The organism is Pantoea sp. E956-1 (assembly GCF_982223955.1).
The window spans coordinates 259,992-269,809 of sequence record NZ_CEUYZP010000006.1; the positions used below are offsets into that span (position 1 = coordinate 259,992).

Below are 9,818 nucleotides of genomic sequence, written 5' to 3' on the forward strand. Positions count from 1 at the left end.
CAACAGGAGGCGTTATGAGTAAATATCAGCACACCAAAGGGCAAATCCGCGATAACGCGATTCAGGCTCTGCTACACGACCCGCTATTTCGGCAACGCATCGAGCAGAAGCAAAAGGGTAAGGGTAGTTTTAAGCGGAAAGAGAAACATGGCAAGGGGACTGGATGGGAGGGCAATGATAAGAAAGCATCTTATCACTGCCCTTCTGCTTTTACGGTTAAAAAAACCGCCTGTGCGGCGGCTGATTAACTAGACCCGGGTATTCTGCTGTTTCAGCAGATCGCGGATTTCAGTCAGCAGAACTTCTTCGTTTGACGGTTTAGCAACGGGCTTCTCTACTTCTTTTTTCTTGTACAGACGATTCATTAACTTGATCGCCATAAAGATTGCGAAAGCGATGATGACGAAATCGAAGATGGTCTGAAGGAAGATACCGTACTGCATTACAACGGCTGGCGCATCGCCAACTGCGGGCTTAAGTACCCAGGCGAATGATTTAAAATCGACACCGCCAATCAGTAAGCCTAATGGCGGCATAATAATATTGGCGACTAACGATGAAACGATTTTACCGAATGCAGCACCGATGATGACACCGACGGCTAAATCCATCACATTGCCGCGCATTGCGAAATCGCGAAACTCTTTGATTAAACTCATTCTTATCTCCTTGCCCAAGCCAATGCCATAAAGTCTATCAAACCCTACTGTTTTTGCCATCAACACAGCTAATTAAGCGGCAGTTTTGCCTGCCATGTACCCTGTTTGTATATAAACAGGACGTTTACAGGAAAAATGGACTCGGCTGGAAGAGACGTTCTACATCTGATACGAATTTCTTGTCGGTCAGGAACATGATGACATGATCGCCTTGTTCAATACGAAGGTTATCATTGGCAATCATCACATCGTCTCCGCGAACTACTGCGCCAATAATGGTCCCTGGCGGCAGTTTAATATCATCAATCGAGCGGCCGACCACGCGTGAAGTCGATTCGTCGCCATGCGCTATCGCTTCGATCGCTTCTGCAATACCGCGCCGTAACGATGAAACGCCAACGATATCTGCTTTGCGCACATGACCCAGCAGGGCAGAGATGGTGGCCTGTTGAGGTGAAATAGCAATATCGATAACGCTGCCTTGTACCAGATCAACGTAGGCGCGTCGCTGAATCAGCACCATAACCTTCTTCGCACCCATTTTTTTTGCCAGCATGGCTGACATAATGTTGGCCTCATCATCATTGGTGACGGCGATAAACAGATCAACCTGCTCAACATGTTCTTCCGCAAGAAGCTCCTGATCTGAAGCGTCACCATAAAAAACGATGGTATCCTGCAGATGCTCCGCCAGCTCAGCTGCACGCTGAGGATTACGTTCAATCAGCTTAACGCTGTAATTTTTCTCAAGCTTTTGCGCCAGACCGAAACCAATGTTACCGCCACCTACCAGCATAATCCGTTTGTAAGGCTTCTCCAGCCGCTGCATTTCACTCATTACCGCACGAATGTTCTGACTGGCTGCGATGAAAAAGACTTCATCACCCGCCTCTACGATGGTTGAGCCCTGCGGACGAATGGGGCGATCCTGACGAAAAATAGCGGCTACGCGTGTATCAATGTGTGGCATATGCTCACGCATGATCGAAAGCGGATTACCTACCAGCGGGCCACCATAATAAGCTTTCACCACAGCCAGACTGACTTTGCCTTCAGCAAAGTTCACGACCTGTAATGCGCCAGGGTACTGAATCAAACGATAAATATTGTCGATCACCAACTGCTCAGGCGAGATCAGGTGATCGATAGGCACCGCTTCAGGAATGAATAACTTGTCCGCATCACGCAGATAGTCGGCCGCGCGAATACGGGCGATACGATTCGGCGTATTGAAAAGCGAATAAGCAATCTGACAGGCAATCATGTTGGTTTCATCTGAGTTGGTCACGGCAACCAGCATGTCGGCATCTTCCGCACCGGCCTCACGCAAAATTCGCGGATGGGAACCATGACCCTGCACGACGCGCAGATCGAACTTATCCTGCAGGTGACGCAGGCGTGACGAATCGGTATCCACCACCGTAATGTCGTTATTTTCACCCACCAGATTTTCTGCCAGGGTTCCGCCAACCTGTCCTGCGCCCAGAATGATTATTTTCATCGCTTATCAATACTCATTTCAGTTTGTACCCGATTTCTTTATCAGCTTAGCGTAGAAGAAGCCATCTCCGCCTTCGGCTTCCGGGAATACCTGTAACCCGTTTGCCGGCGCATCCCTGAGGGACTCTGCCTGCGCATCGTGCTGGCGCTGCAGGAAGGCATCTATCTGCTGATGATTCTCTTCAGGCAGGATGGAACAGGTTGCATAAATCAGCGTACCGCCAGGTTTCAGGTGCGGCCAGATAGCGTCAAGAATTTCACGCTGAAGCTTTGCCAGCTCGGCGATATCACGATCGCGACGCAGCCATTTAATATCGGGATGGCGTCGGATAACACCGGTCGCAGAGCAGGGCGCATCCAGCAGAATTCGGTCAAACTGACGAACACCGCACCACTGTTGCGGTGTTCGTCCATCACCCTGTTTCACGTCTGCGTTCATCCCCAGTCGCTGCAGATTCTCATTAACGCGTTTAAGACGCTGCGCATCCACATCGACGGCCATAACTTCGGCCTGAGGCGCGATTTCAAGGATATGGGTCGTTTTACCGCCAGGTGCAGCGCATAAATCCAGAATCTGTTCGCCGTTTTGGGGCTCAAGCAGCAAAGCACAGCGCTGAGCAGATAAATCCTGCACGGTGACCCAACCCTGATTAAAGCCGGGTAACTGGCTGACCGGGGCAGGGGCATCAAGCCGCAGCGCATCCGGCACATCGGCCGCAGGCTGTGCATTCCTGCCGCTTTCGGTCAGCATTGCCAGCCACGTATCCCGATCGTGGTGCTGGCGATTAACCCGCAGCCACATCGGCGGACGCAGATTATTTGCTTCGACAATCTGTTGCCATTGTTCCGGCCAGGCATGCTGCAACCGCTTTAGCAGCCATCCCGGATGCAGATAACGTTGCGGCCCATCCTGAACAGTGGCGAGCAGCTCTTCCCGCTGACGCTGAAACTGGCGTAATACGCCATTTAATAAGCCTTTCATACTGGTGCGCTTCAGTACTTCGGCGCCCGCGACCGTTTCTGCCAGTGCAGCATGGGCAGGCACACGGGTATACTCCAGCTGATAAAGCCCGACCATGATCAGATAGTGCAGAACCCGCTGTTTGCCAGTAAGTGGACGCTCCATCAGTTTGCCAATGAGCGCTTCCAGCTGCGGTAATGAGCGCAATACGCCAAAACAGATCTCCTGCACTAACGCGCTATCTTTGTCAGAGAGCTTTTTCTGGGCGGCTGGCAGTGCCGTATTCAGGGATTCGCCCTTGTCGACCACACGCTCAATAAGTTGAGCCGAGAGGCTACGCAGGTTGATTGATTTAGTCATAGGGTTTTGTCATCAAACAAAAAGCCCGGTGAGTGACCGGGCCTGAGAGTCAGTCCAGAAGGGTTCCAGGTTCAAACCATTCCCGGCGCGAGTTGAGAAGATCCTGAGCCGACATCGGCTTTTTACCGGCGGGCTGTAGCTGCAGCAGGTTCAGCACACCCTGAGCGGTCGCCACCTGGATGCCATGCTTATCAGCATGGATAATTTCACCAGGCGCACGATCGTTGTGGGGCAGAACGGTTGCCTGCCAGACTTTAACCGGCTGATCTTCAATGGTGAAAAAGCTCATCGGCCACGGGTTAAAGGCGCGAATACAACGCTCAAGCTGTTCTGCAGAGAGTGTCCAGTCAAGTCGTGCCTCCTCTTTACTGAGTTTCTCAGCATAGTTGGCCAGCGTTTCATCCTGTTTTTCAGGTGAAGCCTGCTGAGTGCTCAGTAATGTCAGCGTATCCAGCAGCCCCTGTGGCCCAAGCTGTGCCAGCTTGTCATACAGTGTGGCACTGGTATCCTGGGCCGTAATCGGACAAGCCAGCTTATGCAGCATATCGCCGGTATCCAGTCCCACGTCCATCTGCATGATGGTCACGCCGGTTTCGCTGTCGCCAGCCCAGAGCGCACGTTGAATAGGCGCGGCTCCGCGCCAGCGTGGCAGCAGTGAGCCATGGACATTGATACATCCCAGACGAGGCATATCAAGCACGGCCTTGGGCAGAATTAATCCGTAGGCCACGACAACCATTACATCGGCTTTGAGGTCAGCAACCAGTTGCTGATTTTCTTCAGGTCGCAGTGATTTAGGCTGATAAACCGGAATATCATGTGCCAGCGCCAGCGTTTTGACCGGGCCTGGGGTTAATTTGTTACCGCGACCAGCAGGACGGTCGGGTTGGGTGAATACGCCGATAACCTGATGTTCAGAAGCAAGCAGCGCGTCAAGATGACGCGCTGCAAAGTCAGGTGTGCCGGCAAAGATGATTTTTAGCGGGGCAGACACGTTTATCCCTTATTAAAATCTCAGGAAGCCTGCGCGCTCTGACGCGCCAGTTTCTCTAATTTAGTTTTGATCCGTTGCCGCTTTAAAGGCGACAAATAATCGATAAACAGTTTGCCTTCCAGATGATCGATCTCATGCTGGATACAGATGGCCAGTAACTCGCTGGCTTCCAGCTCGAAACTTTTACCGTCGCGATCAAGTGCGCGGACCTTGACCCGCTCGGCACGCGGAACAAATGCGCGCTGTTCCGGAATAGAGAGGCAACCCTCTTCAATGCCGGTTTCACCGCTTTTTTCCAGTAGCTCAGGGTTAATCAGTACTAAACGCTCTTCGCGACTTTCAGAGACGTCAATCACGATAATGCGCTGATGAATATCGACCTGCGTAGCCGCAAGACCGATACCTTCTTCGGCATACATCGTCTCGAACATATCATCAACGATACGCTGAATGTCTGCGTTAACTTCTTTAACGGGCGCGGCGACTTTGCGAAGACGCTCGTCAGGGAAATGTAATACCTGCAAAACTGACATAAATATCCAGATCTGTATTCGGTTAAGAAAAGATTACTACCTTATATTGTAGACTTTTCGAGTCCTGATTGACAGCATTCTGCGGCAGGAAGCAAGGGCGATCAGGGAGCTGAAGATGGACAAAATAGCGCAGTCTGTACGGCTGGCCGCCGTTACTGGAATGACAGGGAAACGCTGGGTTGATGTGGCGCAGCAAATAGGTGTTGGACAGGCAGACAGGGAGCAGCTTATCCGGCTTGGCTTAGATGAGAGCCAGTGCAAGCAATATTATGATTATAATGAAAATAATCTTACAGAAGTCTATTCCTGGCTGGCTCAAAGCCCGGCTCATCATCTGGTGACTGCTCTGGACGCGGCCTATCCTGCCCGTCTTAAAGAAACAAACCGCTTTCCGCCGCTGCTCTATATTGATGGCGATCCTGCGCTTATCAGCACACCACAGTTAGCGGTGGTGGGCAGCCGGAACTGTTCACACTATGGCCGTTACTGGTGCGACTGGTTTACCCAGCACTTAAGCCTTAGCGGTCTGACCATTACCAGCGGACTGGCCAGAGGTATTGATGGTGTTGCGCATCAGGCCGCACTCAACGTGGGCGGTAAAACGGTGGCTGTGTTAGGGAATGGCTTGCAGAAGCTCTATCCCAGGAATCATACCCATCTTGCCGCAGAGATCGTTGAACAGGGTGGGGCGGTGGTGTCTGAGTTTCCGCTGACGACCCTGCCGCATCCGCTTAATTTTCCGCGCCGTAATCGTATCATCAGTGGCCTGAGCCATGGGGTGCTGGTGGTAGAAGCCTCTCTGAAGAGTGGCTCCCTGGTGACGGCGCGGTATGCGCTGGAGCAAAATCGAAACGTCTATGCCTTACCAGGCGCGCTCGGTAACCCGTTAAGCGAAGGCGTAAACTGGCTTATTCAGCAGGGGGCGCTGCTGGTGGCCCATCCCAATAACATCGTGGAAGATCTGGCAAGTGCACTTAACTGGCTGCCGATGAAACAGGCCGATGAAATTTATTCTGAGGTGAGTGACGATGCTCCATTGCCATTTGCTGATGTGTTGGCTAACGTAGGTGATGATGTTACACCTGTTGACGTTGTCGCTGAACGTGCCGGCCAATCTGTGCCAGTTATCTCAGCTCAGTTGCTGGAACTGGAGTTAGCAGGATGGATCGCAGCTGTACCCGGCGGCTATGTCCGATTGAGGAGGGCATGCCATGTTCGACGTACTGATGTATTTGTTTGAGACATATATCCACAACGAAGCAGAAATGGGTGTTGATCAGGACAGATTGACAGACGACCTGACGGATGCCGGGTTCCATCGTGAAGATATTTACAGTGCGCTGAACTGGTTAGAAAGATTGGCTGACTATCAGGAAGGACTGGTCGCACCAATTTTAATGACAAATGATCCGCTCTCCATGCGTATTTATACCGACGAAGAGAGCAAGCGTTTAGATGCTGACAGCCGTGGTTTCCTGCTGTTCCTGGAGCAGATTCAGGTGCTGAACCTGGAAACGCGTGAAATGGTCATCGAACGCATTATGGCGCTGGATACCTCTGAGTTTGACCTGGAGGATCTTAAATGGGTGGTACTGATGGTGTTGTTCAACATTCCCGGATGTGAAAATGCCTATCAGCAGATGGAAGAACTGCTATTCGACGCCAATGAAGGTATGCTGCATTAAATTTCCTTTCATGCATTGATCGCTATGAGTAAAGCTGCACTCTTCACCGTGCGTAAACAGGATCCCTGCCCCGCTTGCGGGGCAGAACTGGTTATCCGCTTCGGTAAGCACGGTCCTTTTCTGGGCTGCGCGAACTACCCGGCGTGCGACTACATTCGACCCTTAAAAGGTCAGGCCGATGGCCATGTGGTCAAAGTGCTTGAAGGCCATGCCTGTCCCGAATGTGGCGCGGATAAAGTATTGCGGCAGGGACGATTTGGCATGTTCATTGGCTGTAGCCTCTATCCGGAATGCGGATACACCGAAACCATCGATAAACCGGATGAAACCTCGCTGGCCTGTCCACAGTGTCATGAAGGCCGGTTAGTTCAGCGGCGTTCCCGTTACGGCAAAACGTTTCACTCCTGCGATCGCTATCCAGCCTGCCAGTTTGTCGTGAATCTGACACCCGTTGCCGGAATCTGCCCTTATTGCCAGTATCCTCTGTTAGTTGAAAAAAAGACGGCACAAGGGATCAAACGCTGTTGCGCCAATAAAAGTTGTGGCAAAGCCATCGCTGAAGAGAATTCATAGACCATGGAAAATCAACACCTCGCCGATTCATTTGAAACCTGCTTAGAGCAGCTGAATCGACAGGCGGTCATCGCCTATCCTACTGAAGCCGTATTTGGTCTGGGCTGTGACCCTGACAGTGAATCTGCCGTCATGGCCTTGCTGGCGCTGAAACAGCGTCCGGTAGAAAAGGGACTTATCCTGATTGCGGCTGATTACACCCAGCTTGAACCTTACATCTCCGCTCGGGAACTGTCTGTGATCCAGCGTGAGCGGATGTTTGCATGCTGGCCCGGCCCGGTGACCTTTGTTGTACCCGTCCCGCCACAAACGCCTCGCTGGCTGACCGGACAGTTTGATTCACTGGCCATTCGCGTCAGTGACCATCCTGATGTGCAGGCTCTTTGCCGCGCATTTGGTAAACCGCTGGTTTCAACCAGTGCAAATCTGTCGGGCCTGCCTCCCTGCCGAACGGCTGAAGAAGTGAAGCAGCAGTTTGGTGAGCAGTTCCCGGTTCTGTCGGGAAAAACGGGTGGTCGGCTCAATCCCTCTGAAATCCGCGATGTCATCAGCGGCGAACTTATACGTCAGGGCTAATTCATGGATCAATTCGCCGTTTTTGGTAATCCGATCAACCACAGTAAATCTCCGCTGATCCACCAGGCTTTCGCTGAACAGACGGGCATTGAACATCGCTATGGTCGGATTTGTGCCCCGATTGATGGTTTTCCTCAGGCGCTCTCTGACTTTTTCGAACAGGGAGGCCGTGGCGCCAACGTGACGTTACCGTTCAAACAGCAGGCATGGGAATTTGCCGATCAGCTCAGTGAACGTGCAGCCCAGTCCGGCGCGGTAAACTCGGTGAAAAAGCTCAGTGATGGGCAGATCCTGGGTGACAACACGGATGGTATTGGCCTGTTAAGCGATCTTGAAAGGCTGAAGATGATTAACGCTGGCGACAAGGTTTTGCTGGTGGGAGCGGGCGGTGCCGCACGTGGGGTCATTCTGCCGCTTCTCTCAGCAGACGTGACACTCACTGTTGTTAACCGTACCGCCGCGCGGGCGGAAGAGCTGGCTAGCCTGTTTGCAGAGAGCGGCACTATCCGCGCATGTGGTTTTGAGCAGCTGGCAGATCAACACTTTGATCTGATCATTAATGCGACCTCAAGTGGTGTGAATGGCGAAACTCCTCCTTTACCTGCAGCAGTCATCCATGCTGATGTGCGCTGTTATGATATGTTTTATCAAAGCGGGCTGACGCCTTTCCTGCGCTGGTGTCAGGCGCAGGGCACGTCTCATCTGGCAGATGGACTGGGCATGCTGGTGGGGCAGGCTGCTCATGCCTTCTATCTGTGGCACGGTGTGATGCCGGAAATCGCGCCGGTGATTACTCAGCTTAAACAGGCCATGCAGCCATGAATCAGGCGATACAGTTTCCTGATGATGAAACCTATGATGCTGAACTGAACGCGGTCTGTTTCCCGGTGCTGGTCAACGGTATGCGGCTGACCTGTGCAATCAGCGGGAAGTCGCTGGCTTCACGTTTCGGCGAAGGGGAGGCGATGGCGCTGTTTCAACACCATCGCTGGGATCTGGAAGATGAGGCCGAAGCGGCTATTCGTCAGGATGATGTGGATACTCAGGGCTGGATCTGGTTATCTCCCGCCATGTAATCATTTTTCCAGGCGACATAGTTATTAGCGGAATAGCGTAAACCTTCTTTCTCTGCGTCATTTAGCGGCCTGATCTGTCTGACCGGACTACCCAGATAGAGATAGCCGCTCTCCAGCCTTTTACCTGGCGGCACCAGACTTCCGGCGCCGATCATTACCTCTTCTTCTACTATTACACCATCAAGCAGAATCGATCCCATCCCGACCAGCACGCGATCGCCAATAGTGCAGCCGTGCAGCATCGCTTTATGTCCTATCGTGACGTCCTCGCCAATAAGAAGAGGGAAGCCTTGTGGGTTGGATGCTGATTTATGCGTGACATGCAGAACACTGCCGTCCTGCACATTGGTACGGGCACCAATGCGAACCTGATTTACGTCACCCCTGATTGCAACCAGCGGCCAGATGCTCACGTCATCCTCCATAATCACATCACCGATAACGACACTGCTTGGATCAACCATAACGCGCTGGCCAGTTTGCGGGAAAAGGTCTTTATAAGGACGTAGGGCGGAAGTCATGATGTTCTCCTTTATTCTGTTTTCAATGCAGCCTGATGCGTTTTTAGCCAGCTGACAAGCCAATTCTGGCCTGGATCGCTGGCGATCTCATCAATCTGGATCATTTATAACCGTTCAGATAAAAGATCCTAAAAAAGGGTTGTGCTCTGAAACGGGATCCCTATAATGCGCCTCCATCGACACGGAACACCGGCAACGGGAAGCGGGTTGAGAGGCACAGGAGACTGCGCCGCCGGAGAAAAACTTCTGAGAAAGAGGTTGACTCTGCAGGAGGAAAGCGTAATATACGCCACCTCGCGACAGGACGCTAACGCACTGTTCGCACTGCTCTTTAACAATTTATCAGACAATCTGTGTGGGCACTCGCAGGATTGATATCA

At 52.1% G+C, this 9,818-nt stretch carries 13 protein-coding genes; 7 read left to right on the plus strand and 6 right to left on the minus strand.

The features are described from left to right. Window positions 1-14 precede the first annotated feature (14 nt). The gene (locus tag AC0T7J_RS16610; RefSeq protein ID WP_473795364.1) at window positions 15-248 is read left to right on the plus strand and encodes an alternative ribosome-rescue factor A; all 234 of its coding nucleotides are present in this window, start codon (window positions 15-17) and stop codon (window positions 246-248) included. On the opposite strand, the gene mscL is transcribed toward AC0T7J_RS16610, so the two are convergent. From mscL to def, 5 genes are all read right to left on the minus strand, one after another. Continuing rightward, complete coding sequence (gene mscL, locus AC0T7J_RS16615; RefSeq protein ID WP_022625142.1) at window positions 249-659, minus strand: large-conductance mechanosensitive channel protein MscL; 411 nt, start codon at window positions 657-659, stop codon at window positions 249-251. It lies immediately after the preceding gene. A 124-nt stretch (window positions 660-783) separates the two neighbouring features. Then, window positions 784-2,160, minus strand: coding sequence for a Trk system potassium transporter TrkA (gene trkA, locus AC0T7J_RS16620; protein WP_473795365.1), 1,377 nt, complete (start codon window positions 2,158-2,160; stop codon window positions 784-786). 18 nt (window positions 2,161-2,178) lie between these two features. Beyond that, window positions 2,179-3,480 (minus strand): 16S rRNA (cytosine(967)-C(5))-methyltransferase RsmB, encoded by a 1,302-nt coding sequence (gene rsmB, locus AC0T7J_RS16625; protein ID WP_473795366.1) that lies wholly within the window; start codon window positions 3,478-3,480, stop codon window positions 2,179-2,181. A 49-nt stretch (window positions 3,481-3,529) separates the two neighbouring features. After that, the gene (fmt, locus tag AC0T7J_RS16630; RefSeq protein WP_473795367.1) at window positions 3,530-4,474 is read right to left on the minus strand and encodes a methionyl-tRNA formyltransferase; all 945 of its coding nucleotides are present in this window, start codon (window positions 4,472-4,474) and stop codon (window positions 3,530-3,532) included. 20 nt (window positions 4,475-4,494) lie between these two features. Beyond that, a complete protein-coding gene (gene def, locus AC0T7J_RS16635) occupies window positions 4,495-5,007 on the minus strand; it encodes a peptide deformylase (protein WP_473795368.1) in 513 nt (170 codons plus the stop codon). Between the two features lie 115 nt (window positions 5,008-5,122). Between def and dprA the strand changes: the two genes are divergently transcribed. Genes dprA through AC0T7J_RS16665 form a run of 6 tightly spaced genes read left to right on the plus strand, consistent with a single transcriptional unit; the run spans window position 5,123 to window position 8,917 of the window. Next, window positions 5,123-6,247: a DNA-protecting protein DprA gene (gene dprA / locus AC0T7J_RS16640; RefSeq protein WP_473795369.1), complete on the plus strand. Its 1,125-nt coding sequence runs from the start codon at window positions 5,123-5,125 to the stop codon at window positions 6,245-6,247. Beyond that, window positions 6,219-6,692: a DUF494 family protein Smg gene (smg, locus tag AC0T7J_RS16645; RefSeq protein ID WP_473795370.1), complete on the plus strand. Its 474-nt coding sequence runs from the start codon at window positions 6,219-6,221 to the stop codon at window positions 6,690-6,692. The genes dprA and smg overlap by 29 nt, the downstream gene beginning before the upstream one ends. A gap of 24 nt (window positions 6,693-6,716) precedes the next feature. Next, complete coding sequence (locus AC0T7J_RS16650) at window positions 6,717-7,265, plus strand: DNA topoisomerase family protein (RefSeq protein WP_473795371.1); 549 nt, start codon at window positions 6,717-6,719, stop codon at window positions 7,263-7,265. A 3-nt stretch (window positions 7,266-7,268) separates the two neighbouring features. Then, window positions 7,269-7,841 (plus strand): L-threonylcarbamoyladenylate synthase type 1 TsaC, encoded by a 573-nt coding sequence (gene tsaC / locus AC0T7J_RS16655; protein WP_258993368.1) that lies wholly within the window; start codon window positions 7,269-7,271, stop codon window positions 7,839-7,841. A 3-nt stretch (window positions 7,842-7,844) separates the two neighbouring features. Next, window positions 7,845-8,663 (plus strand): shikimate dehydrogenase, encoded by an 819-nt coding sequence (gene aroE / locus AC0T7J_RS16660; RefSeq protein WP_473795372.1) that lies wholly within the window; start codon window positions 7,845-7,847, stop codon window positions 8,661-8,663. Further along, window positions 8,660-8,917, plus strand: a complete 258-nt coding sequence (locus AC0T7J_RS16665; protein ID WP_473795373.1) for a DUF1488 family protein — start codon at window positions 8,660-8,662, stop codon at window positions 8,915-8,917. The genes aroE and AC0T7J_RS16665 overlap by 4 nt, the downstream gene beginning before the upstream one ends. Here the strand turns inward: AC0T7J_RS16665 and AC0T7J_RS16670 are convergent. Next, on the minus strand, window positions 8,884-9,438 hold the full coding sequence (locus AC0T7J_RS16670; RefSeq protein ID WP_473795374.1) for a gamma carbonic anhydrase family protein: 555 nt from the start codon (window positions 9,436-9,438) through the stop codon (window positions 8,884-8,886). The genes AC0T7J_RS16665 and AC0T7J_RS16670 overlap by 34 nt on opposite strands. Window positions 9,439-9,818: the final 380 nt, after the last annotated feature.